The 22,381-nt window shown below is 74.1% G+C and carries 18 protein-coding genes; 7 read left to right on the top strand and 11 right to left on the bottom strand.

Annotated features, from left to right (window positions below; genetic code table 11):
- Positions 1 to 65 precede the first annotated feature (65 nt).
- Positions 66 to 611 (top strand): DNA starvation/stationary phase protection protein Dps, encoded by a 546-nt coding sequence (dps, locus tag LOK46_RS26695; RefSeq protein WP_012321876.1) that lies wholly within the window; start codon positions 66 to 68, stop codon positions 609 to 611.
- Between the two features lie 137 nt (positions 612 to 748).
- On the opposite strand, the gene LOK46_RS26690 is transcribed toward dps, so the two are convergent.
- Positions 749 to 2,404 carry a porin gene (locus tag LOK46_RS26690; RefSeq protein WP_273561348.1) on the bottom strand — a complete coding sequence of 552 codons (1,656 nt, stop codon included), beginning with the start codon at positions 2,402 to 2,404 and terminating at the stop codon, positions 749 to 751.
- A 700-nt stretch (positions 2,405 to 3,104) separates the two neighbouring features.
- Here LOK46_RS26690 and LOK46_RS26685 point away from each other — a divergent pair.
- The gene (locus tag LOK46_RS26685) at positions 3,105 to 3,674 is read left to right on the top strand and encodes a hypothetical protein (protein ID WP_273561347.1); all 570 of its coding nucleotides are present in this window, start codon (positions 3,105 to 3,107) and stop codon (positions 3,672 to 3,674) included.
- Positions 3,675 to 3,718: 44 nt separating this feature from the next.
- Here the strand turns inward: LOK46_RS26685 and LOK46_RS26680 are convergent, their stop codons facing one another.
- The 3 genes from LOK46_RS26680 to LOK46_RS26670 form a co-directional block, all read right to left on the bottom strand.
- On the bottom strand, positions 3,719 to 5,011 hold the full coding sequence (locus LOK46_RS26680) for a phage major capsid protein (protein ID WP_273561346.1): 1,293 nt from the start codon (positions 5,009 to 5,011) through the stop codon (positions 3,719 to 3,721).
- 24 nt (positions 5,012 to 5,035) lie between these two features.
- The gene (locus tag LOK46_RS26675; RefSeq protein ID WP_273561345.1) at positions 5,036 to 5,566 is read right to left on the bottom strand and encodes an HK97 family phage prohead protease; all 531 of its coding nucleotides are present in this window, start codon (positions 5,564 to 5,566) and stop codon (positions 5,036 to 5,038) included.
- Positions 5,567 to 5,628: 62 nt separating this feature from the next.
- A complete protein-coding gene (locus LOK46_RS26670; RefSeq protein ID WP_273561344.1) occupies positions 5,629 to 6,819 on the bottom strand; it encodes a phage portal protein in 1,191 nt (396 codons plus the stop codon).
- Positions 6,820 to 6,849: 30 nt separating this feature from the next.
- Between LOK46_RS26670 and LOK46_RS26665 the strand changes: the two genes are divergently transcribed.
- Together LOK46_RS26665 and LOK46_RS26660 are read left to right on the top strand one after the other, a co-directional pair.
- Positions 6,850 to 7,866: a hypothetical protein gene (locus LOK46_RS26665; RefSeq protein ID WP_273561343.1), complete on the top strand. Its 1,017-nt coding sequence runs from the start codon at positions 6,850 to 6,852 to the stop codon at positions 7,864 to 7,866.
- A gap of 58 nt (positions 7,867 to 7,924) precedes the next feature.
- Complete coding sequence (locus LOK46_RS26660; RefSeq protein ID WP_273561342.1) at positions 7,925 to 8,170, top strand: hypothetical protein; 246 nt, start codon at positions 7,925 to 7,927, stop codon at positions 8,168 to 8,170.
- Between the two features lie 337 nt (positions 8,171 to 8,507).
- On the opposite strand, the gene LOK46_RS26655 is transcribed toward LOK46_RS26660, so the two are convergent.
- From LOK46_RS26655 to LOK46_RS26645, 3 genes are all read right to left on the bottom strand, one after another.
- Positions 8,508 to 9,806 (bottom strand): DNA-packaging protein, encoded by a 1,299-nt coding sequence (locus LOK46_RS26655; RefSeq protein WP_273564702.1) that lies wholly within the window; start codon positions 9,804 to 9,806, stop codon positions 8,508 to 8,510.
- Positions 9,781 to 10,449: a helix-turn-helix domain-containing protein gene (locus tag LOK46_RS26650; protein WP_273561341.1), complete on the bottom strand. Its 669-nt coding sequence runs from the start codon at positions 10,447 to 10,449 to the stop codon at positions 9,781 to 9,783. The genes LOK46_RS26655 and LOK46_RS26650 overlap by 26 nt, the downstream gene beginning before the upstream one ends.
- A 115-nt stretch (positions 10,450 to 10,564) precedes the next feature.
- Positions 10,565 to 10,900 carry a DUF3761 domain-containing protein gene (locus tag LOK46_RS26645; protein WP_273561340.1) on the bottom strand — a complete coding sequence of 112 codons (336 nt, stop codon included), beginning with the start codon at positions 10,898 to 10,900 and terminating at the stop codon, positions 10,565 to 10,567.
- A 405-nt stretch (positions 10,901 to 11,305) separates the two neighbouring features.
- Here LOK46_RS26645 and LOK46_RS26640 point away from each other — a divergent pair, with 405 nt between their 5' ends.
- Both LOK46_RS26640 and LOK46_RS26635 read left to right on the top strand, forming a co-directional pair.
- The gene (locus LOK46_RS26640; protein ID WP_273561339.1) at positions 11,306 to 12,397 is read left to right on the top strand and encodes a sensor histidine kinase; all 1,092 of its coding nucleotides are present in this window, start codon (positions 11,306 to 11,308) and stop codon (positions 12,395 to 12,397) included.
- Positions 12,398 to 12,477: 80 nt separating this feature from the next.
- Positions 12,478 to 12,906: a SufE family protein gene (locus tag LOK46_RS26635; protein WP_273561338.1), complete on the top strand. Its 429-nt coding sequence runs from the start codon at positions 12,478 to 12,480 to the stop codon at positions 12,904 to 12,906.
- A gap of 6 nt (positions 12,907 to 12,912) precedes the next feature.
- Here the strand turns inward: LOK46_RS26635 and LOK46_RS26630 are convergent, their stop codons facing one another.
- From LOK46_RS26630 to LOK46_RS26620, 3 genes are all read right to left on the bottom strand, one after another.
- Positions 12,913 to 13,761 carry a DUF6456 domain-containing protein gene (locus tag LOK46_RS26630; RefSeq protein WP_273561337.1) on the bottom strand — a complete coding sequence of 283 codons (849 nt, stop codon included), beginning with the start codon at positions 13,759 to 13,761 and terminating at the stop codon, positions 12,913 to 12,915.
- Positions 13,762 to 13,854: 93 nt separating this feature from the next.
- Positions 13,855 to 14,076, bottom strand: a complete 222-nt coding sequence (locus LOK46_RS26625) for a hypothetical protein (protein ID WP_273561336.1) — start codon at positions 14,074 to 14,076, stop codon at positions 13,855 to 13,857.
- A gap of 143 nt (positions 14,077 to 14,219) precedes the next feature.
- Positions 14,220 to 15,917, bottom strand: a complete 1,698-nt coding sequence (locus LOK46_RS26620) for a porin (RefSeq protein WP_441008270.1) — start codon at positions 15,915 to 15,917, stop codon at positions 14,220 to 14,222.
- 464 nt (positions 15,918 to 16,381) lie between these two features.
- Between LOK46_RS26620 and LOK46_RS26615 the strand changes: the two genes are divergently transcribed.
- On the top strand, positions 16,382 to 18,517 hold the full coding sequence (locus LOK46_RS26615; protein ID WP_273561334.1) for a S9 family peptidase: 2,136 nt from the start codon (positions 16,382 to 16,384) through the stop codon (positions 18,515 to 18,517).
- 93 nt (positions 18,518 to 18,610) lie between these two features.
- On the opposite strand, the gene LOK46_RS26610 is transcribed toward LOK46_RS26615, so the two are convergent.
- On the bottom strand, positions 18,611 to 22,057 hold the full coding sequence (locus LOK46_RS26610) for an AsmA-like C-terminal region-containing protein (protein WP_273561333.1): 3,447 nt from the start codon (positions 22,055 to 22,057) through the stop codon (positions 18,611 to 18,613).
- Between the last annotated feature and the right edge of the window lie 324 nt (positions 22,058 to 22,381).

Below are 22,381 nucleotides of genomic sequence, written 5' to 3'. Positions count from 1 at the left end.
GCGGGAACCCGGGGGCCGATCGGCACTTTTCGCATCCGAACCTTCCCGGCTCACGGAGCGAGAGCATGGCCGACACCGGCACCAGCAACACCCCGCGGACGCACAAGACCCGCAACAACACCGACTCGAACGCCAAGAAGGTCTCGATCGAGGCGCTCAACGCGCGGCTCGCGGACGGCATCGACCTCGCGCTGGCGATCAAGCAGGCCCACTGGAACCTCAAGGGCCCGCAATTCATCGGCGTCCACGAGATGCTCGACGGGTTCCGCACCCAGCTCGACGAGCTGAACGACAGCGTCGCCGAGCGCGCGGTCCAGCTCGGCGCCACGGCGTTCGGCTCGACCCAGGCGGTCGCCGAGCGCACCAAGCTGCCGGCCTACCCGACCGGCATCTACGCCATCGCCGACCACATCGCCGCGCTGATCGACAGCTACGCCGCCTACGCCAACGCGGTGCGGCAGAACATCGACGAGACCGACGAGGCCGGCGATCCCGACACGGCCGACCTGTTCACCGAGATCTCGCGGGCCGTCGACAAGCACCTCTGGTTCCTCGAGGCGCACGTGCAGGAGCCGACCGGCACCCTGCGCGACGGCAACGCGGGCCGCTGAGCCCGGCGCCCCGCCTTCGGGCGGGGGCGACCGGAGAAACGAAAATGCCCGGCCGCGAGGCCGGGCAGTGGGGTCCCTTTGCACGGGGACATCAGGACCGGGAAGCTTTGGAGAGCGAACCGGTCCCGATCGGGGATCTAGAAGTCGCGCTGGACGCGGAAGCGGAAGGTGGAGACGCTGTCCGCCGTGGTGGTCCGCGGCACGAAGGTGCCGTTGTTGATGCCGGCGACGTTGGCGTAGGCGGTCGGGCTCTTGTCGCGGTCGATCACGCGGCCGCTCTTGACGCCGATCTGGGTGTAGAAGCCCTCGACACCGATATCGAGGTCCTTGACCGGCGACCAGATGATGCTGCCGCCCGCCACGAACTCGTAGGTGTCGCGCAGCGCCTCGCTCAGCTGGAAGAACCGGGTGCCCGGGACGCCGACGGCGTTCACGCCGAAGGAGTTGGCACCGGCCGGGTTGGACAGCGCGAAGGCCGCGCCCTGGGCGAGACGGGCCCCGCTGCCGTAGTTCATCTCACCGTACGACCCGAAGAAGGCCGAGCGCCACTCCGGCGTCCAGTAGTGGAGGTACGAGGCCGTCGCGGTGAAGCTCGTCGACTGCTCCAGCTGGCCGGTGAACGGGTTCACCGTCGCGTCGTTGAAGTACTGAGCGAACTTCTGGCCCTGGATGGTCGTCGGGTTCTGCGAGTAGCAGCCGCTGAACGCGCAGTAGCCGGTGTACATCTGCGAGCCGGAGCCGTAGGCGCCCTGCAGGTAGAGGGCGTCGCCCGGCGCGATGAACGGCGTGTTGATCTTCAGGCCGCCCTGCACCGCCCAGCCGTACGAGTTGCTGGTGTGCGGGATGCTGATGTTCGAGCCGGTGCCGGTGCCGGCGCCGTTGGCGACGTTGCCGACGTCGAGCTCGTGGACGGCCGCCGACAGCTGCGCCGAACCCCAGGCCTGGTCGAGGCGCAGGGCGCCGACGACGTCGGGCATGCGGGTCCGCTGGATCACGTCGACGAAGCTGTACCGGGTCGGCACGCCGCCGGTGTAGCCGATGAACACCTCGGCCGGAGCGTTCGTCTGAGCGAAATTGACGATGTTGGAGTTGTTCGTCACGCCGGCCGGGTTGTTGGTCTGCGAGAAGATCGGGCTGCGGCGGAAGACCGGGTCTTCGGCCGAGATCGTGGCGGACAGGCCGTTGCCGAGCGTGGCCGTGTAGGCGAGCAGGTTGGTCGAGGCGATGTCGGAGCCGAGCGTGGCGCCGGCGAACTCGAAGTCGTGGGCGTAGAAGTCGAAGAACGACGAGGCGCGACCGGCGGTCATGCCGGCGAACTGGATGAACGCCTTGTCGACGTTCACGAACTGCGAGGCGCGGCCGAACTGGTCGATGCCGAGAGCCGGGAAGGCCTGGCCGATGCGCTGCTGGGTGCCCGACTGGCCGACGCCGGAGTAGCCGGTGCGGGAGCCGGCATCGAGGCGGACGAAGGCGCGCAGCGTGCCGTAGGCGGTCTGGGTGCGGGCATCGAGGTTGATGCGCATCCGGCCCTGATAGCCCGACGTATCACCGACGTTCGAGCCGTTCTGCCGCGAGTAGCTTGTCATGTAGCCGCCCTCGAACCGGGCGCGGCCGGAGAGACGCAGGCAGGTGTCGGTGCCGGGGATGTAGAAGAAGCCCGCGCCGTACGCGCCGCAGACGCGGACATACTCGATCGGGACAGCTTTCTTGACCGGCAGATCAGCCGCCTGCGCTGCGCTCGCTGCGGACAGAGCCGCAGCGGAACAGAGGAGCGTGTGCTTCAAGATCCTCATCGATTTCCCCAAAACGTCGAGACCCATATTGGAGACAGCATTCAGCCATGCAGGCCGTGCTGCTATTATTCGTTTCGGCCGAATTGCTTCGTTTTGCCGATGAGCTCTGGTTCTTTCGAGCCCTGTCCAAATAAGTTCCCGCAAATGACCGGCGCCATCAATCCCAAATCGGAACGCCGGCCCGCGCCGGGGTATTGGGTTGCAGGTCGGCCACAGAAATTAGATTTTCTTGTCTTTCGGAAACAGACAAACCTTGAGCATTTCGGACAGAAAGCGTACTAACGCGCGATGTTTCCGGCAGAAACGTTGTTGTCCGCCCTCAAGTCGTATTGATCTACCGGAAATGAACGGGTATTCGGCCTCGGAGCGCTCACGGGCCGGCTCGGACGCGGATCCGATCGCCCTGCAGGACCGCGCCGCCTCGCGCGGTCCGCGGGGCCCGCAGTGACGGGGATCTGCCGACGGGACCGGACCCGGAATGCGCCGCATCGGGATGCGGCGCCGGGGTCCCGGCACCCTCTCACCCCATCGGGTCGACCGGCACGGCCGACCGGCCCTACGCGAGCAGCCAATGCGCAGCGCTTGGTTTCACACAGTTCCACGCCCGAGTCGTCCGCGTACCGTTTCAGCGTTTCCATGATTTCCGCGCGTCCGCCCGAGCGGATCCGCGTCATGCAGCTCTTGAAATTGTGAGACGTCAGTGGAAATCGATCTTGAGACCTACTATCAGGCAGCCGGAACCGGCAGCCTGGCCTGTGTCCGCTCGCTCGACCCGATCTACGGCGAGCGCTTCTTCTTCCTGCGCGTCCGCGAGGCGCGGAACGGCCGCATCGCCACCGCGCGCGGCGTCTTCTGGGCGGTCAACGGCGAGAGGTGCGACCCGGGCTGGGGCGGGGACGCGCACCAGCTGGTCGTCCCGACCCTCGCGCTCCTCCAGATGATCGAGCCGAACCTGGAGCGGATGGCGCAGTTCGGCGTCGACCGGCGGTTCGAGATCGCCGTGGCGCGGGCCGTGCTGGAGGGCCGGCTCACCGAGATGCCCGAGATGCCCCAGCCGCCGGTCCCGACCCTCAAGGAGGCGCAGGCCGAGCTGCAGGCTGCGATGGCCTACTGGGAGGCCGTGGACGTCCGCGAGGCGAAGCCGGGAACCTCGGTGCGGATCCGCCGGGAAGCCAGCGAGCGGCTCGTCACCGCCCGCACCAATTTCGAGCGGGCCAAGCAGCAGGCCGGGCGGCTCGCGGGCTGCGACCGCGCGACCTGCGCCGGCTAGGACCGCCGCCGTGGCGGCCCAGACCCCGGTCCCGGCCCCGCGCGTCAGGAGAACTTCAGGAGCTTGAGCGCGTCGAAATCCTGCACCCCGCCGCCGACGCGCTTGGTGGTGTAGAACAGCACGTAGGGCTTGGCCGAGTACGGGTCGCGCAGCACCCGCATCCCGGTGCGGTCGACCACGAGGTAGCCCCGGCGGAAATCCCCGAAGGCCACCGACAGGCTGTCCTTGGCGAGATCCGGCATCGCCTCGGCCTCGGTGACCGGGAAGCCGACCAGCGTCGCGGCCCGGCCGGCGGCGAGCGGCGGCTGCCAGAGATAGTTGCCCTCCGAATCCTTGAACTTGCGGATCGCGCTCTGGGTGCGGCGGTTCATGACGAAGCCGGCGTTCTGCCGGTAGGCCGCCCGCAGCCCGTAGATCAGGTCGAACAGCACGTCCCCCGGGCTGGCCGACGGGAACGCCCCGGCCGCCCCAGTGGCGACCGTGCCGATCTTGCCCGGCACCCAGGCGGCGTTGGCGACCGTGTCGTAGCTCAGGAAGCCCCGCGGGCGGCTCGCGCCGTTGCCCGACACGAAGGCGACGCCCTCCTGCTCGGCGAAGGCGGTCTCCACCTCGGCCGAGAGCCACGCGTCGAGATCGACCACGGCGTCGTCGAGGAGCGTCTGGGTGGCGGCCGGCATCGCGTAGAGCTCCATGGCGGGGAACGCGATCTCCGACAGGGCCGGCGCGGCGGTCTCGGGCCGCGGCGCGGTCTCGGCGGCCCAGCCGGTGACCGGCGCGCCGACCGACACGGCGCGCTTGTACTGGGCGCCCGAGATCGGCTGCACGCTGGCGATCGACCGGATCGGCGAGACCTGGCCGAGGCGCGCCAGCACGGTCCGCTCGATCGTGTCGGGGACGAGGTAGCCGCCGTCCGGCCCGGAGCCGGCCGAGAGCGCCTTGGCCTCGAGGCGCTTGAGCCCGGCGCTCTCGCCCGCCCGGACGTAGAGGTCGAAGGCGGCCTTGTGCTCGTGCGCGGCCCCCGTCTCCCGGACGTCCGGCTGCCCGAGGGGCGGCCGGGCCCGCTCCAGGGCGATCCGGTCGAGGCGGGTGCGGGCGGCGTCGAGGGCCGCGTCGATCCGGGCGAGCTTCTCCTCGGTGAGCACGTCGACGCCGAGGCGGCCCTTGATCCGGTCGATCCGCGCGTCGTTCGTCTCCTTGAAGGCCGCGAAGGCGGCGGCGAGCTCGTCGAGGGCGGAGCGGACCGGGCCGCCCTCGGGCCGGGCGGCCTTGTTCTCCAGCGGCGGCAGGCCGCACGGCGGCGCGAGGGCGGGATCGGCGATCGGGGTGTGGGCGTCCATGGCGGGCCTCGTCGGGGCTGGAAGTCAGGACCGCGCGGCCGGAAGCGGCCGAGCGGGGGGTCTCGCGGCGGGTCTCGCGGGACGCGGCGGCGCGATCAGGCCGGCGAGGCCGCGGATCGCGTCGGCCTCCGAATCGGGGCCCGGGATCGGACCTGGGCTCGCCCGGGCCCCCGGCTGCAGCGGGAAGGTCACGAGCGAGATCTCCCAGAGGTCGACCTGCTGCAGCCGGCGCTCGCCGCCGGCGCCCTTCCGGGCGCGCAGCGTGCGGAAGCCGATCGAGAGCCCGTCGAGGCCGCCGCCGCGCATCAGGGCGTCGACCTCGCGGGCGCGCTGCACCGCGAGGTTCAGCTGGCCCTCCGCGAACAGGCCGCGGCCGTCCTCGCGCAGGGCGAGCCAGCGGCCGATCGGCTCGGCGGGATCGTGCTGGAACAGGAGCCGCACGCCCGCGGCCCCGCGGCGGGCGAGGCTCGCCGCGAAGGCGCCCGGCACCACCACGTCGCGGCCGAGATCGGGCACGCCGAACAGGCTGGCATAGCCGGAGAAGTGGCCGTCCATGGCGGATCCTCGGGTGGGTCGGTGAGGGAGCGGGCCTCGCCGCTGGAGCGGAGACCCGCGCCTCACGGCGTGCCCGGCGCCCGCGGCATCGCGGGCGGGTAGCCCACGGCCTCCCGCTTCTCCGCGACCGACAGGAAGTCCGCCGCCTGGACCCGGCGCCACAGGGATTCCCGCTCGCCGGCGAGCGCCTCGATCCGGTCGAGGTCCGGCTCCAGGTCGATCGCCCCGAAGGCGGGTTCCAGCCAGCCGGCCAGCGCCCGGGCGGTGCGGGCCGCGAGGGGGATCAGGGTCTGGCGGTAGAGGGCGCGGTTGGCCTCGGCGTAGTTGGCGTGGGTGTTGTCGCCGGCGAGGCCGAGCAGCAGGGGCGGCACGCCGAAGGCCAGGGCGATCTCCCGGGCGGCCGCGTCCTTGGCCGCCACGAAGTCCATGTCCCGCGGCGAGAGCGCCAGGGGCTTCCAGTCGAGGCCGCCCTCCAGCAGCAGCGGCCGGCCGGCATTGGCGGCGCCCTGGTAGTTCGCCTCCAGCTCCGCCTTCAGCCGGTCGAACTGCGGCTCGGACAGCGTCGCCCCGGCGAAGACCAGGGCGCCGGACGGCCGGGCGGCGTTGTCGAGCAGCGCCTTGTTCCAGGCGCTCGCGGCGTTGTGGATGTCGAGGGCGGCGGCCGCCGCCGCGATCGGGGCGAGGCCGCCGGTCTCGTCCTCCGGGTGGAACAGCGCCAGCGCGAGGATCGGCGCCACCGCGGCGCCCGGCTCGGGCAGGTCGAACCGGCGGCTGCGCCCGCCCGCCGTGTACAGGTAGGCCGCCGGCCAGCCGTCCGGGCCCGGCAGCGCCCGCATCCGCCCGGGCCGCAGGGCCTGGAGCGCGGCGACCCGCCCGTCGAGGCTCACCGCCTCCAGGTAGGCCGTGCCGGTGAGGAGGAGGTCGGCGTAGAGCGTCTCCAGGAGGTGCGGCCCGCTCTCCCGGGGGTTCGGCCGCGCCAGCAGGGCCAGCAGGTCGCCCGCGCGCTCGGCACCGGGACCGGTGGCGATCAGCGGCAGGCTCGCGGCGCTCTCGGCGACGAGCCGCACCACCCGGTGGACCACCGGGTTGGCCTGGTAGCCGGCCCGGGCGAGCGCCGCCGGATCGCGGGGCGTCCAGCTGGCCCGGCCCTCCGCGTAGAGGGCGAAGGCCGGGGCCGCGGCCTTGGTGGCGAGGGTCGCACCGCCGGCGGGGCGGCGCGCGACCCGCGCCAGGCGTTCGAGGAGGGTCGACATGCCGGTCCGTTCCTGAGCTATGGTCACGCGATGCAGCCCCGGATCCCCACACGGCCCCAGGCGCGGTTCCGAGGGCGGGTCCGGGCAGGTGCCCGCGTCGCAGCACGGATCGCAGCGCTCGTCCCAGCGCTCGTCCCAGCGCTCGTCGCCGCGCCCCTGGCCGCGCCGGCCCGGGCCGGGGATGCGCCCGCGGCCGCGCCCCTCTGGCCGGAGCCCGACGGGACCCTGATCCTGGCGCGCCCCTTCGGCCGGTCCGAGATCAGCCTGCGCCTGTCCCGGCGGGTCGCCGGCGCGGTGGACACGCTGACCTGGGACGGCGTCACTTTCCTGGCCGACACCGAGCCCGGCGACGCCCTGCAGGCGCGGGCGGAGATCGGGTCAGGGGCCGGGTGCCGCCGGGCGAGCGAGGCCGGCACCCCGCAGGACGGGACCGGCGCGCCCGCGGCCCACCGGCTCCGCGCCCTGCGCGCCGGCCGGAGCTGGGCCGAGACCGAGACCCGCATGGCCTGGGACGGCCCCGCCGACCCGGCCGACGAGCCCCCCTCGGACTGCCCGACCGCGGTTGCGAGCTCCCCGATCCAGGCCCCGATCCTCCGCAAGCGGGTCGCCCTCGGCCTGCCGGGCCTCGGCAACGCCGTGGAGGTGCAGGCGAGTTTCGTCCTGGCCGAGCCCGCGGCGGCGCTCCGGCTCGAACCCCTCGCCGCCGCCGTGCCGGCGGACTTCTCCGCGGTCTGGCGCTTCGACCCGGCCACCGGCGGGATCGCGCCCCTCGACCCCGGAGCGGGGGAGCGGCCGGACCCCGTGATCCTGGCGACGCCGGAGGGCTCGCACGCCCTCGCGGTCTGGGCGCCGGGCCCGCCGGAGCAGGAGCCCGACGCGCCGCGGCCCAGTTTCGCGGTCGCCCCCGAGGCCGGTGCGAACCGCCTCAGCTGCCGCTTCCGGCTGGCGAACGCCGCCGCCGGCGCCCACGATCTCGCCTGCTACGCCCTGGTCGGCGCCCTCGCCGACGTCCGGGCGGCCCTGCGGAGCCTGACCGCGCCCCCGTGACGGCCGCCGCCCCCGCCTGTGCTAGACTGTCCGGACCGACGAACCGATGGAGGTTCCGATGGACAGGAAGCAGGCCCTCGAACTCGCGATCTTCGTCATCGCGCTCGTCCCCTTCCTCCGCTGCCTCATGCCCGCCGCGAGGCGCTCCCAGGGCCCCCGCCGCTCCGGCTCCGTCAGCTATGCTTCGGGCTCCGGCGGCGACGGCGGCGCCGGCTTCGGCGATGGCGGCTGTCACGGCGGTGACGGCGGCGGCTGCGGCGACGGGGGCGGCGGTGATGGCGGCGGTGGCGGTGGCGGTGATTGAGCGCGATCGGGCGCCCGGGATCCGGGCACCCCGTTGTGCCGGAGTCGGGCATCGACGACGGTTCAGGATTCAGGGTCCGCCCGCGGCGCCCCGGAAGGACGGCGCGGATCAACCCGACAAACGCGCCGCTCAAACCGGCCGCCGCCGCCGCGCAATACGGAGAACTACGGTGGGGATTCCCACCTCAGGACCGGACGCCGTGACCTGATCGCTACAGATTTGGCGCACGACATTGTGTATACAGCATGCAGTTCGTTCCAGAGACCACGAACCGACTCCGGCGCGCTTCTCCCGAAGCGCGCCGAATTGTTTCGGGTGGTCGCCCACGCGGAAGCCGTCACAGCCGCCGGATCCGAGGCGCGGCCCGGGTCTCCAGCATCAGGTGCGTGAGCGCCCAGACCAGGGCGTCGAGGCGGTCGGGCGAGGCCCCGCCGGACAGGCCCTCCGGCCCGAAATCGCACAGCTCGTCCTCCAGCGCCGGGAAGGCGCCGACGTGGTGGACCAGCCCGCGGGCGTAGAGCAGCGAGACCGGCTCGGCGCGCAGGTACTTGCCCCGCGTGGCGTGGACCCGGGTGACCGGCACGGCCGGGTCGCACTGGCCCAGCACGGCGGCGGCCATCTCGCCGCCCTGGTTGACCTCGACCACGAGGGCGTCCGCCCGGAGCCGGTGGTAGAGCGCCAGCGCCGCGGCCGCCCAGGCCTGCGGGGTGGCGCGGGCGAGGCTCGCGTCGGCCAGCACGTAGGCGTGCCCGCCGGCGCGCCCGGCCGCCACGATCCCGCAGGCATCCGAGCGCGCGCCCGAGGCGGCGGGCGGGTCCACCGCCACGACGATCCGGCCGAGATCGGGCGCGGCGGCGATCCGGCCCGCCTCCAGGGCGGCGCGCGTCCACAGGGCGTCGTCCCGGTCGGCGATGAGCTCGCCGTCGAGTTCCTGCCGGCCGAGCCGCGTGCCGGCGTAGCGCCCGACCACCTGCTCGAGAAAGTCGGGCGCGAGATGCGCGGCGTTGTCGTGGGTCCGGGCGCGGCTCACCACCGTGCGCGGGTCGGCGAGCAGGCGGCGGATCAGCGGCACCGGCCGGGGCGTCGTCGTCACGAGGTTGCGCGGCCGGGCGCCGAGGCGGAGGCCGAATTGCAGCATGTCGAAGGCCGCCTCGGGCCGGCGCCACTTGGCGGCCTCGTCGCACCACGCGGCGCCGAATTGCGGGCCGCGCAGCGCGTCGGGCTCCTCCGCCGAGAAGGCGAGCGCGACGGCGCCGTTGCTCCACTCCACCCGGCGGCGGCTCGGCGACCACGTGGGCCGCGCCCGCCCCCGCGCCGGGAGACCGAGCAGGCCGGAGGGGCCCTCGACCATCACGTCGCGCACGTCGAGATGGGTCTCGCCCACCAGGGCGATCCGCCCGACCGGCGCGCCCGCGAAGGCCGGGTCGCCCCGCGCCAGGGCGTCGACCCACTCGGCCCCGGTGCGGGTCTTGCCGCTGCCGCGGCCGCCGATCACCGCCCAGGTGGTCCAGGGCGCCGCGTCGGGCGGCGGCAGCTGGTCCGGCCGGGCCTGGTGCAGCCAGTCGCCCGCCAGCGCCCGGAGGAGGTCCGGCGGCAGCGTCCCGAGGAAGTCAGGCAGCCGGCCGGCCGCCGACAAAGCCAGCAACGCGTCGCGCGATCTCCGCGCGCAGGGCGGGCAGGTCGGGTTCGGTGCCGGGTTCAGCGTTGGGTCCGGTGCCATCGCCCCCCTCCCCCGCGGCGGCGCGCGCGCCTTCCGCATCCACCGTGTCGAGGAGCCGCTTGAGCCCACCGAGGTCGCGCAGGACCCGGGCGGACTCGCGCGCGCCCGGCCCCGCCCCGCTCAGAGCCGCGTCGAAGGCGGCGATCTGCCGGGCGATGTGGGCGCGCAGACGCGCCCGCAGGGTCGCCGGGTCCGCCGCCGGGTCGCCGCGCCCGGTGACCGCCGGCGGCAGCGGCAGGTCCGCCCCGAAGGCCGTGGCCATCATCGCCGGGTCGAGCCGGCCGAGACCCAGGATCTCGGTGACGTCGCCGGGATCGGCGCCCGGCGTGCACAGCAGGCGGATCAGGGCGGCCCGGCGCGCCGCCGGCCAGCGCCCCGTCAGGAGCCGCGGCCGTTGCTGCCGCGGCCTCGGCCAGCCGGCCCGGGCGTTCCAGGTATGCACCGTCTTCGGGTGGACGCCGAGGCGGGCCGCGATCGCGTCGCACGTCAGGTCGGTCTCGCGCAGGAGCGTCAGGGCCTCGGCGCGGCTGTCCGCCCTGCTGGGAGGGGGTGGCCACATCGGGGTCTCTCCGCACACGTCTCGACCGTGCCCGGTTGATACCCCGGCAGCGCGCCGGTGTCAAGCTCAAATTCCTATTTGTCGCCCATTTTAGGACTTAAGGCAGAGGCAGGCCTCAGCCTTCCCAGTGCGCCACGCCGCCGTGGCGCGAGCAGGTGCCGCGATGCGTGTGGCTGAAGCTCCACGTCCCGTCCCGGCACTTGGCCGTGGCCCCCGCGGGCTTCCGGCCGTCGAGGCTCCTGGCCGGCTGGTGGACGTCGGACCCGTCCCGGCTGCGGTAATGGCCGTGGCGGTCGAGGTTCCGGTCGTCGGGTTCCGAGAACGGCCGGGCGACGGCGCCGCCGGACAGGCCGAGGAGGACGAGGCCGGCGAGCACCGACCAGCGGGCGGCGCTTCGGGACGGAGTCCCGTCGCGGCGGACGGCGGTTGTCGCGGTCGGGACAGGCAGCACGGCATCCTCAAGGTTGTGTCGAATGCCAACAGACACAACCGATGCGAGGCGTTACGAACTATCTGTGGTTATCCCATCGCCGGCTACAGGTTGTGCGAGCGGGTCGCGGGCGGCGGGTGGGCCGGGCCTAGCGGCGGGTCGCGCGACCGGCTCCTCGCCGCGCCCGCCCGCTGGCCGCCCACCGGCCGCGCGCCGCACCGCGCGCCGCACCGCGCGCTCTGTGCGGAACCGCACGACGGCGGGATGCTGAACGGGCTCGAAAGGTATTGCCGCTAATGTCCCGGTGAATGGCAGATTTGAAGGCGGTTCAGGACCGGAACGGCCGTCCGGTCGACACGTTGACCGGCGCCATCCGCACGCAGGCGTCGCCTATCACGCAGTTCGTCAGAGTGAATCGGGTACAGAATGGTCGGTGAGCCACCAGGGTCCGGCGCGGAAGACCCGCTGGGCAACGGCCCCTCGGGGAGCCCTGGTCGGGGTCCGGCACAGGGCACCGCGGAAGCCGCCGCCCTGAGCGAGAGCTTCAAGCGATTCGCCGACGTCGTGCCGCTGATGATGTGGCGCTCCGACGAGGCCGGCCACGCGATCCACCACAACGAGTGCTGGCTGGAATTCACCGGGCGCCCGCTGGAGGCGGAGCTCGGCCTCGGCTGGCGCAGCGGGCTGCATCCCGAGGATTTCGAGCGCCATGCCCGGATCGTCGCCGAGGCCTTCGAGGCGCAGGCGCCCTTCACCGTCGAGTTCCGCCTGCGGCGGCACGACGGCGAGTACCGCTGGCTCCTCGACACGGCCCGGCCCCTCGTGGAGGACGGAAGGTTCCAGGGCTATCTCGGCTCCTGCTTCGACATCACCGACCGCAAGCACGCGGAGGAGCACATCGAGCACGCGCTGGCCGAGAAGGAGGCGCTGCTGGCCGAGGTCTACCACCGGGTCCGCAACAACCTCCAGGTGATGGTCAGCCTGATCGGCCTCTACGGGCGGGCCGCCCCGGACGCCTGCCGCGGCAGCTTCGAGGCGCTCGGCCAGCGGGTCCGGGCGATCGCGCTGGTGCAGCAGCACCTGCACGAGGCGCCGCACATCGCGTCGATCGACCTCAAGGACTACCTGCACCGCCTCGCCTCCGGGCTCGGGCAGCTCCGGCGCGCCGGGCGGATCAGCGTCCAGGTCGGCGGCTCCGGGAACGGCCTCGTGGAGCCGCGCACCGCCAACGCGCTGGGCATGATCGTCGCGGAGATCGTGGCCGAGTGCCTCGACGCCACCGCCGAGCACGTCGCCTGCTCCATCGCCATCGACATCGAGGCCGGCGCGCCCCAGCGCCTGTCGATCGTCTCGGGGGTGAGCGACATGGCCGAGTCCGGGCGGCCGAACGTCCCGAAGCTCGGCCCCCGCCTCATCGCCGCCTACGCGGCCCAGGCGGAGATCACCGTCGCGGGCGATGCCAGCCCGGGCGACCCCCTGTGGCTGACCCTGCCGCCGACGCGGCCCGGCGCGCAATGAGCGCCCGCGGCGCCGGGCCCCGTCGCCACGGCGCCGCGGCCGGCCTATAGCGGCGCAGACCTTTCCGGACCCGGCCGAGCATGCTCCCTCCGATCGACACCATCATCGAGAATTTCGAGATCGTCGAAGACGACGACATGCGGCTGGAGTACCTGATCGAACTCGGCCGCGCCCTGCCGCCCATGCCCGAGGCCGAGCGGACCGAGGCGAACCGCGTCCACGGCTGCGAGAGCCAGGTCTGGATCGACACGCGGGCGGAGCGGGCGGACGGGACGCCGCGCCTCGTCCTGCACGGCTTCAGCGACTCGTTCATCGTCCGCGGCTTCGTGGCGCTGATGATCGCGCTCTACACCGGCAAGACGCCCCGGGAGGCCGCCGAGACCGACGGCCTCGACCTGTTCCGGCAGCTCCGCTTCGGCGCCCACGTGACCTCGAAGCGCTCCAACGGCGTGCGGGCGATGGCGGAGCGCATCCACCGCGACGCGGTCCGGCTCGCCGCCGAGGCCTGAGCGGCCTCACCCGCGCCAGAGGCGCAGGCGGGCCCGGTCCGGACCGGTCGCCTCCCGCTCCAGCCCGTAATGCTCGGCGAGCCGCCCCAGGGCGATGCGGGCCACGACCTTGGCGGACCGGGCCGGCCAGCGCCGCTCCGCCTCGATCCGCTCCAGGCCCTTCAGGAAGCCGCAGAGGTCGATCAGCAGGCCCGAGAGGTCGCTCCCGACCGCGTCGAGGGCGCCGCGCACCCGTTGCCGGGCCGCGATCACGTGGTCGGCCGCGGCGGCCGGGTCGCGCGGGCCGCCGCCGTCGATCCGGGGCGCCCCGAGATCCGCGCCCATCCGCGGCAGCAGGGCGGCGGTGGTCATGTCCCGCCGCAGCCGCTCCCCGGCCTCGAAAGCGGCCGCGTCGATGAGCGGCGCGCCGTCCCGGTCGCGCCGGCGCACCATCCAGGCCAGGGGGTTCTCGGCGGCGTTGCGCAGGGTCGGCCCGGCGCCGCCCTCCACGACGGCGAGGTCGCGGTGCTGGTCCGCGAAGGCCAGGTCGCCCGGCCGGGCCGCGCGGCGCAGGCGCGCCCGCCCGGCCTCGCTGATCGTCAGGCGCGTGCCGGCCGCGTTCCACGCCGCCAGATCGGCCGACGCCAGGGCCCGCCCGGAGGCGGCCGCGAAACGCCCGCTCCCCACCGAGATCCCGTCGCCCCCGCGACGGGTCACCAGCGCCTCCTCGACCAGGGGGTCGGGCCGCGCGTAGGCGCCCGGCTCGCCGAGCCGCGCCAGCAGGCGCGACACCTCCGCCGGGAGGTCGACCGCGGCGGCGCCGCGCGGCCGCGCCCCCGCGCTGGCTGAACGGCCGCCCTTGCAAAGTTTGTTCATGTTTTGTTCCGTGGGTGCTACGACGGACGTGCGAAGCCTCCAGTTTCTCAGGAAAACTTAGCAGGTCAAGGCTTTTTTACCTACAACCCACAGCTATCTCGCGGCGCGCGTCGGCGGCCGGTGCAAGACGTCGGCGATCTCGGTCTCCGACTTGCCGCGGACCTCGTAGCCCATCGCCTCGAACCGGTCGATCAGCGCGTCGCTCTCGGCGGCGGAGCGCGCCGCCCAGGTGGCGAGGATGTCGTTCACGCGCTCCAGGTCCGCGGCGGGGTGATCGTCCTGCAGATCCGGCTGCGGATCGGGGATCGCGTCCATGTCGGCACCTCGGGATCGAACCGGCGACCGCGGTCGAGGCCGCGGCCGGCGGTTCAACGCCCGAGGTCGGAACCGGCTCCCGGCCGAGCCGGTATCGCCGCCCGCGCCCGCCCTCGTGGATCACCCCGGATCCGCAGCCGCCCTCAGAAGTCCCGCTGCACGCGCGCGCGCACCTGGATGACGTCGACGTGGCGGGCGGTCGAGACCGGGTTGGCGGGGTTGTTGACGTAGGCCGCGTTCTGGTTGGGATACCGGCCCAGGTCGAGGATGCGGCCGTTCTGCGGCCCGTAGCGCGTGTAGATCGCCTCGACGCCGATATCGAACTCCTTCACCGGCGACCAGATCAGGTTGCCGCCGACGACGAAGCGGTAGCTGTCCCGCAGGATCTGGCTCAGGTCGAAGAACCGCGTCCCGGGGGTGCCCGGCCCGGTCCCGGTCACGCCGAAATAGGCGCCCTGCGCCGCGCGGGCGCCGCGGGCGAAGCTCAGGGCGCCGTAGGAGCCGAAGAAGGCGGAGCGGACCGCGGGCGTCCAGTAGTGCAGCATCGCCGCCGTGAACGAGTAGCTCGTCGACAGCTCCAGGCGCTGGGTGAAGGGGTTGATCACGCCGTCGTTGAAGAACTGCGAGAAGGCCGCCCCCTGCACCGCGGTGGCCGACTGCGCCCAGGGGCCGTTATAGGCCGGCAGGCCGGTATACAGGGCGGTGCCCTCCCCGTAGGCGCCCTGCAGGTAGAGGGTATCGCCGGTCGCTATCGCCGGCAGGTTGATCTTCACGCCCCCCTGCACGGCCCAGCCGAGGGCGGAGGCCGCGCCGCCCGGGGTGCGGTTGTTGCCCACCGAGACGGGCGCGCCGAGGTTCGTGCCGGCGAACGAGACGCTGCTGAGCAGGCCGTGGTTGACCTCGTGCACGGCCCCGGAGAGCTGCGCGGAGCCCCAGGACTGGTCGGAGCGCAGCACGCCGACGATGTCGGGCATGCGGCTGCGCTGGACCGTGTCGACGAAGCCCACGCCGGTCGGGCGGCCGGCGGCGTCGTACCCGACGAAGATCGGGGTGACGGGGTTCCCGGGCGACAGGATCGCGCCGGGGTTCGGGAATGCCGAGGCCGCGGCGTTCTGGGGCGAGTAGACCGGCGTGCGGCGGAACATCGGGTCCTCCACCGCGAGCGAGGCGGACAGGCCCTTGCCCAGCGTCGCCGTGTAGGCGGCGAGGTTGGTCGAGGGATTGTCCGAGCCGAGAGAGGCGACGATGAACTCGAAGTCGTGGGCGTAGAAATCGAAGAACGAGGAGGCGCGGCCGGCGGTGATGCCGGCGAACTGGATGAAGGCCTTGTCGACGTTGAACTGCTGCTGGGCCCGCCCGAACTGGTCGACGCCCAGGGCCGGGAAGGAGGCGCCGATCCGGTTCAGCGCGCCGGCATGCATGGTAGCGAAGCCGGTCCGGCTCCCGGCGTCGAGGCGGAGGAAGGCGCGCAGGATTCCGTAGGACGTCTGGCTCCGGGCATCGAGGTTGATCCGGAGGCGACCCTGGTAGCCGCTGTAATCCCCCGGTGTGGCGGTCGCGCTCCCCGAGCGGCTGTAGGAGGGCTGGTAGGCGTACTCGTAGCGCGCGCGGCCGGAGAGGCGCAGGCAGGTGTCCGTGCCGGGAATGAAGAAGAAGGCCTGGCCGTAGGCCGAGCAGACCCGCACGTGCTCGATGAGCTGAGATTTCCGCCGATCGGGAAGTTCCGCCGCTCCCACCGGCAGACTCAGCAACCCCGCTACACCCGCCAGAACGCCCGTTGTCCCCCGCTTCGTACGATGTTTCCGGTACTCCGCACACAAAACATGCATCGAATCGGCCATTCCACCATCCGCAAGTCCCCCTTCATGTCGGACGGATCGCGGAGCCGGATAATCCCGGGCCGGTTTTCTCGGGCCTATGCTCGGCTCGACTTGTCACGCTCTATGGGGCGACCGCGGCGTTCCCGAGCCGGGGCGAGGCCGAAATCGGCCGCTGCGCCAAGTCCCTGGCGGGTTCGCGGCCCCCGGCGAGACCGCCCGAACGGGCCGCCCCGGCAAGGCTCCGGACGCCGCTCCGGCGCGGAGCCGGGCCGGCCGCTCGCGTCGTCAGCCCGACCGTTTCCCGCACTACCGATGCCGTAGAGCAACGGGTCGGCGCAGGGTTCACGGCCGCGCCGGCCCGGCCGGCGACACGGGTCTCCAACCCCGGCCCCGCCTCAGGACGCCTTGCATCCGCGCGCCCGGCGGGACACATCCCCTCACCCGGACGCGACACCCGCGCGCGACGGGACCCGACGGGAGAGACGATGACGGAGATCGGCCACGGCTTGCTCGCTCACAGGACCGGCGCGCCGGTGGCCGAGGCCCGGCCGCGACGCTTCAGCGTCCACGGGCAGGAGATCACCGATGACTACGCGTGGCTGAAGGCCGAGAACTGGCAGACGGTCCTGAAGGACCCGGCCGCGCTGCCGGACGACATCGCCGCCTACCTGAAGGCCGAGAACGCCTTCGCCGAGGCGGCGCTCGCCGGGAGTGCGGAACTCCGTCGGCAGCTCGTCGCCGAGATGCGCGGGCGGATCCAGGAGGACGAGAGCGGCGTCCCCGAGCCGGACGGGCCCTTCGCCTACTACACGCGCCACCGCGAGGGCGGGCAGCACCCGCTGATCTGCCGGCGGCCGGCCACCGCCCCCGACGTGCCCGAGTCGGGCCCGGATCTGGACGAGACGATCCTCATCGACGGCGACCGCGAGGGCGAAGGCCTGCCGTTCTTCGAGATCGCCGCCGCGGTGCATTCCGACGACCACGCGCGCCTCGCCTGGAGCGCCGACACCAAGGGCTCGGAACTCTACACGATCCGGGTGCGCGACGTCGCCACCGGCCTCGACCTGGACGACCGCGTCGAGGCGACCTCCGGCGAGGCGGTCTGGGCCGCGGACGGCGCGAGCTTCTGGTACGTGGCGGTGGACGCCAACCACCGCCCCGCCAAGGTGATGCGCCACCGCGTCGGCACGGGGCAGAGCGAGGACGAGACCGTCTACACGGAGGCCGACGCCGGCTACTTCGTCCACATCGGCAAGACGCAGTCCGGCGCCTTCCTCGACGTGACGGTGAGCGACCACGAGACCTCCGAGGTCCGGCTGCTCGACCGGCACGCGGAGGACGCCCCCCTGCGCCTCGTCGAGCCGCGCACGCCGCTGCTGATCTACGGGGTCGAGCACCGCGGCGACCGCCTGTTCATCCGCACCAACGCGGACGGCGCCGAGGACTTCAAGATCGGCACCGCGCCGCTCGACGATCCGGGCCGGGCCAACTGGACCGACCTCGTGCCGCACCGGTCCGGGGTGATGATCCGCCACCTGCACCTCCTCGCCGGCCACCTGATCCGGCTGGAGATCGAGAACGCCAGGCCGCGGATCGTCGTGCGCGACCTCGCCGACGGCACCGAGCACACGGTCGCCTTCGCCGAGGAGGCCTACTCCCTCGGCCTGCGGGCCGGCCTCGCCTTCGACACGGCCGCGATCCGCTTCGTCTACTCGTCGATGACGACCCCGTCGGAGACCTGGGACTACGACTGCGCGGCCCGCACCCGGCTCCTGCGCAAGCGGCAGGCGGTGCCGAGCGGCCACGACCCGGCCGCCTACGTGACCCGGCGGCTCTTCGCCACCGCGCCCGACGGCGAGCAGGTGCCGGTCTCGCTCCTGCACCGCCGGGACCTCGCCCTCGACGGCAGCGCGCCGCTGCTGCTGTACGGCTACGGCTCCTACGGCACCCTGATGCCGGCGGCGTTCCGCACGAACCTGCTGAGCCTCGTCGACCGCGGCTTCGTCTACGCCATCGCCCATATCCGCGGCGGCACCGAGAAGGGCTGGCGCTGGTACCTCGACGGCAAGCGCGAGAAGAAGCCCAACACCTTCACGGACTTCATCGCCTGCGCGCGGGCGCTAATCGAGGCCCGCTACACGTCCGAGAAGCGCATCGTCGCCCACGGCGGGTCGGCGGGCGGGATGCTGATGGGGGGGGTGGCCAACCTCGCGCCGGAGCTGTTCGCCGGGATCGTCGCCGACGTGCCCTTCGTCGACGTGCTCAACACCATGCTGGACGCGGAGCTGCCCCTGACCCCGCCGGAATGGCCCGAATGGGGCAACCCGGGCGAGAGCGAGGCCGCCTTCCGGACGATCCTGTCGTACTCGCCCTACGACAACGTCGCCGCCAGGGACTACCCGGCGATCCTGGCGCTCGGCGGGCTGACCGACCCGCGGGTGACCTACTGGGAGCCGGCCAAGTGGGTCGCGCGGCTGCGCGCCACCATGACGGGCGGCGGGCCGGTGCTCCTGCGGATCAACATGGAGGCCGGCCACGGCGGCGCCGCCGGCCGGTTCGACCGGCTGGAGGAGGTGGCGCTGATCTACGCCTTCGCGCTCATGGCGGTGGGGAAGGCGTAGAGCCGGACATGCGGGCGCGGCGCCCCACGGGGTGCCGCGCCTGAGGCCGTCACGGTGGCCAGCCCCACCCCCGCCCTCAGGACGCGGCCGGCCTCACGGCCGGGCCTCGGCCGGCGCCTGTGGCTGGGCAGCCCCCTCCTCCGGGTTGCGCGGCCGCCTCGCCGCCTCCTCGGCGGCCTTGTCGGCGGCAGTCCTGTCCGCGGCGGCCTTCTCGGCCGCGGCCTTGAGGGCAGCCGCGCGCGCCTTGTCCATCTCGATACGATTGCGGCGGCGCTGCCGCTCCACCTGGTCGGCCTCGGTCAGCTCGATCGTCTCCAGCTCGCGCTGCAGCACGAAGGCCGCGAGGCCGTTCGACAGGGTGCCGACGTCCAGCACCCGCTCCGGCGCGCCCAGCGGCCCGGTCAGGCCGAACTGGACCGCGGGCGGCCCGGCATTCCAGCCGCGGGGCACCGGGCCGCCCACGAGGGTGCCGCGGGCGTCGAGGCGGCCGGCGCGCAGGTCGTAGCCGACGGTGCCGGCCCAGCGGGCCGGCCCGAGATCGAGGTCGAACGGTCCGGCCCGCAGCACGCCCCCCACGATCGTGACGGCGGCCCGGGCGGATCCGCGCGTCTGCGCGCCGCCCCGGGCGAGCTCCTCGGTGACGAGCGCCTGGAGCCGCCCCTCGCGGAGCGGGTCGTCCATCTCGGCCGCCCGGGCCAGCGCCCGGCCGAGGGCCGCGGGATCGGCCGCGGGCAGGCTCAGGTCGGTCAGGGTGAGTGCGCCGCTGCCCGAGAGGCTGTCGGCGAGGCCCGGCAGGGTCTCGGCCGTGGCGGCGAAGCGCAGGTCGGCGCTCAGGCGGCCGCCGAACGGTCCGCCGGCCAGCGTCGGCAGCGCCGCGCCGTCGAGGCTGCCCGAGCCCGAGACCGAGACCGAGGCGCCGGACCCGAGCCGGGCGATCGTCACCGAGCCCGCGAGCCGGCCGCCGGCGAGCTTGCCGGTCAGGTCGCGCAGGGTCAGGCCGGCGTCGGCGAGGCCGAGGGCGGCGGTCGCGTCGGTGGCGACGAGGCCGCGGCCGAGATCCAGGCTGGCCACGCGGGCGTCGAGGGACAGGGCCGGGTGGGTGGCCGGCGGGCCGAACGTGCCGTTCGCCCCCGGCGGGATCACCAGGGCGGCGGCGAGCTGCGGGATCGACAGCCGGTCGAGGGCGAGGCGGCCGTGCAGGGCGCCGCCCGCCGCCCGCAGCAGCGTGCCGTTCACCCCCGCGCCCGCCACCGTGCCGGCGAGCGCGGCGGCGGCCTCGCCCTGCTGCCGCGACAGCGTGACGGCGAGGTCGGCCGGCCACGCCCCCGGCGCCAGGGTCGCGGCGCCGGCCAGCGTCAGGAACGGCGCCAGGTCGGCCGTGTCGGCGCGGAGCGTGCCGGCGGTGGGGACGAAGTCGGGACCGACCAGGATCGGGCGGCCGGTGGCGAGCCGCAGGCCCGCGACCGTGCCGTTCGCCGTCAGGGCGAGGGCCTGGCCGTCCGGCCGCTCGGCGGTCAGGTGCAGCTCGGCGGGCTGCTGGAGGCCCGCGATGTCGGTGCGGCCGAACCACGCCCCCGCCCGCGGCGCCGCGAGGGTGGCGGTGCCGCCCTCGATCCGCGCGCCGCGGCTCGCGAGCGTCAGGTCGAGGCTACCGCCGCCGGCGCTGCCGCGGGCCTGGGTCCGCAGGGCCGCGGCAGCGCCGCCCTCCCGGTCGAGGGTGACTGCGAGGTCGAGGGGCGCGTCCCTCAGGAAGGCGGGCAGCAGGCGGATCTCGCCCACCCAGACCCGCTCGAGCAGGCCGAGCAGCGGCGCCGCCGCCGGCGCCTTCAGGCGCCCGGAGACGCGGCCGGTCCCGTCCGCGCCGATCTGCCCGGACAGCCGGGCGCTGGCGCCGGCGAGGTCGGTGACGTCGAGGCTGTCGACCGTGAGGCCGGCGCCGTCCGACTGGATCCGCGCCGCGATCGTGCCGGTGCCGGAGCCCGTGGCGCCGAACCGGACGTCCTTCGCCTCGAGCGTCAGGGCGAGGTCGGTGTCGCGCAGGGTGCCGAGGGCCGTCCCGAGGGGCGGCAGGCCGGCGATGTCGAGGCCGGTGGCGCGGATCTGCGCCTCGAACCGGCCGCGCTCGGCGCCCTCGGCGGCGGTGTAGCGGGCGTTGCCGGTGATCCGCGCCGGCCCGAGGCCGAGGCGCATGTTGCGCAGGGACAGGCCGTTGCCGGCGGCCGACAGGTCGGCGGCGGCCTCGATCTTCCGCCCGTCGAGGAGCGCGACGAGCGGCCCCTCGGCGCCGAGGCGGCGCAGGTAGCGGCCGAGCGCCTCCGAGTCGGGGGCGGCGAGCGCCACCGGGCCGGAGAAGCGCAGCGGCGCCGTCTCGACCTGCCCGCTCGCCGTGACGGCGGACTCGGCCGGGCCGGTCACCGCGAAGCGGCGCAGCAGCAGGCCGCCGGCCCGCTCCAGGGTGCCGGTGAGGGCGAGGTTCGACCATTCCTCGCCGCCCAGCACGGCGCTGCCCACCGTGAGGTCGAGGTCGAGCATCGCCGGCAGGCTGCCGGCCGAGCGCGGCAGGCCGCGGGCGATCAGGTTCTGCCCCTCCGCCGAGGCCAGGAAGGCGTCGAGGTCGAGGCGGCGGGCGTCCAGGGTCAGGCCGGCGCGCCACTGGCGCAGGTCGAGCCGGCCGGTGCCGCCGAGCCGCAGGGCCCGGCCGCCGGGATCGATCGCGAGGTCGACGGCCTCGAACCGCACCTGCGTGCCCCGGGCCTTGAAGGTGCCGGCCAGCGAGAACGGCAGGTAGGCGCCGGCCGCCTGGGTCGGCGGCCCGACGACGAGGCGGGCGGAGCCCTCGGCCTCGACCTGGGCGCCGCCGGCTTCGGCGGGCACGAGGCCGAACCGCGCGTCCGCCTCGAAGCGCGGCGTCGCGTCGCCGCCGCCCGAGATCTTGGCGGCGAGGCGCCCGTCCGGCCCCGGCGTGCCGCTGGCCGCCCGGAACGGGATGCCGCCGCTCGTCCCCTCGATCCGCCAGGGTCCGACCAGGGCCGGTGCCTGCAGGCGCAGGTCTTGGACGTAGAGCTGGTCTGTCCGCCCGGTGGCGGGGACCTGCGTGGTGACGAGGAACTGCTGGATCTGCAGGTTCTCGATGGCGAGGTCGCGGTCGCGCAGGGCCCCGCCGAAATCGGGCGGCAGCTTCAGCGTGTCCGGGCCGGCGACCGGGAGCTTGATCTCGGCCCGGCCGATCCGGGTCTCGGTGAAGCGGAACTCGCCCTTCAGGAGCGGCGCGAGGGCGATCTCGGCCTTGACGAACCGGGCATCCAGGCTCGGGCGGTCCGGGTCGCCGCCGAGATGCAGGCGGTCCACGCGCAGCCGCGGAGAGGGCAGCAGGCGGACCTCGATCCGGCCGTCGGTCCGGACCGGAACGCCGAGGGACCGGGCGAGCGCCCGGTCGACGAGACCGCGATGGGCCTGCCAGTCGACGAAGGGCGGAACCGCGAGCGCCGCCACGAGAACCAGGATGACGGCGCACGCCAGCGCGGTCAGAAGATCACGCAATGGTCCCGTTCCGCACCATCTCTGCGCGAGGCCGCGGCCTCACCGTGCCGCCGTGCCCCGCGTGCCCCCGCGAGTCAGTCGCCACGGCCATAGCACGATAAGCCCCTGGGGGCGCCAGGGCGGCGATGCCACGGCCCCGAGCGGTTTTCGGGGCACGCGCGAGGCTGCTCGCGGCACGCCGGGCCTGGGGCCTCCGGACCGGGCAGGGTCCCCTCTAACATGCGGGAGAGGGGGCTCGTCGCGCTCCGCGGCCGCCGAGGCGAAGGCGCCGCCGCGGAGCCGGCCGCGCGGGGATCCGAAGGGCGCGGATCACCCCGGCGCGGA

The sequence above is a fragment of the Methylobacterium sp. NMS14P genome (assembly GCF_028583545.1).
Classification (GTDB): Bacteria; Pseudomonadota; Alphaproteobacteria; order Rhizobiales; family Beijerinckiaceae; genus Methylobacterium.
This window is presented reverse-complemented; position numbering and strand designations above follow the sequence as displayed.

Excerpts from the sequence above, each read along its gene's own strand:
- dps (WP_012321876.1), top strand. The coding sequence starts at position 66 with ATGGCCGACACCGGCACCAGCAACACCCCGCGGACGCACAAGACCCGC.
- LOK46_RS26690 (WP_273561348.1), bottom strand. The coding sequence starts at position 2,404 with ATGAGGATCTTGAAGCACACGCTCCTCTGTTCCGCTGCGGCTCTGTCC.
- LOK46_RS26680 (WP_273561346.1), bottom strand. The coding sequence starts at position 5,011 with ATGGACGCCCACACCCCGATCGCCGATCCCGCCCTCGCGCCGCCGTGC.
- LOK46_RS26675 (WP_273561345.1), bottom strand. The coding sequence starts at position 5,566 with ATGGACGGCCACTTCTCCGGCTATGCCAGCCTGTTCGGCGTGCCCGAT.
- LOK46_RS26670 (WP_273561344.1), bottom strand. The coding sequence starts at position 6,819 with ATGTCGACCCTCCTCGAACGCCTGGCGCGGGTCGCGCGCCGCCCCGCC.
- LOK46_RS26665 (WP_273561343.1), top strand. The coding sequence starts at position 6,850 with ATGCAGCCCCGGATCCCCACACGGCCCCAGGCGCGGTTCCGAGGGCGG.
- LOK46_RS26660 (WP_273561342.1), top strand. The coding sequence starts at position 7,925 with ATGGACAGGAAGCAGGCCCTCGAACTCGCGATCTTCGTCATCGCGCTC.
- LOK46_RS26650 (WP_273561341.1), bottom strand. The coding sequence starts at position 10,449 with ATGTGGCCACCCCCTCCCAGCAGGGCGGACAGCCGCGCCGAGGCCCTG.
- LOK46_RS26640 (WP_273561339.1), top strand. The coding sequence starts at position 11,306 with ATGGTCGGTGAGCCACCAGGGTCCGGCGCGGAAGACCCGCTGGGCAAC.
- LOK46_RS26635 (WP_273561338.1), top strand. The coding sequence starts at position 12,478 with ATGCTCCCTCCGATCGACACCATCATCGAGAATTTCGAGATCGTCGAA.
- LOK46_RS26630 (WP_273561337.1), bottom strand. The coding sequence starts at position 13,761 with ATGAACAAACTTTGCAAGGGCGGCCGTTCAGCCAGCGCGGGGGCGCGG.
- LOK46_RS26625 (WP_273561336.1), bottom strand. The coding sequence starts at position 14,076 with ATGGACGCGATCCCCGATCCGCAGCCGGATCTGCAGGACGATCACCCC.
- LOK46_RS26620 (WP_441008270.1), bottom strand. The coding sequence starts at position 15,917 with ATGGCCGATTCGATGCATGTTTTGTGTGCGGAGTACCGGAAACATCGT.
- LOK46_RS26615 (WP_273561334.1), top strand. The coding sequence starts at position 16,382 with ATGACGGAGATCGGCCACGGCTTGCTCGCTCACAGGACCGGCGCGCCG.